This is a genomic window from Neisseria sp. P0022.S009 (assembly GCF_051956675.1).
In the GTDB taxonomy this organism is placed as follows: Bacteria; Pseudomonadota; Gammaproteobacteria; order Burkholderiales; family Neisseriaceae; genus Neisseria.
In genome coordinates, this window is the sequence record NZ_JBQCXE010000119.1 from 1 (window position 1) to 210 (window position 210).

The window sequence follows — 210 nt, forward strand, 5'->3', positions numbered from 1 at the left end:
TGCTGTTGGCATTGAGGTCGCCGTCGGCCACGTTGGTCACTTTGTTACCGGCGGCATCGATACCGGACTTGGTCAGGCTAGGACCGCCTGCGACTTTCACACCGTCGTTGTTAACGGTGGTGTCGCCGGCTTTGACGCTGTCTACTACCAGGTCTTTGTTCAGCTTAACCGTCACTTTATCGTCTTGGGCTTCGGTGGTGATGTTGTCGT

General features: G+C 55.7%; 1 protein-coding gene. It reads right to left on the reverse strand.

The window, feature by feature from the left end; translation table 11 throughout:
- A partial coding sequence (locus ACTHUG_RS11705) for a hypothetical protein (RefSeq protein ID WP_440386939.1) occupies positions 1-210 on the reverse strand: 210 nt, incomplete at both ends.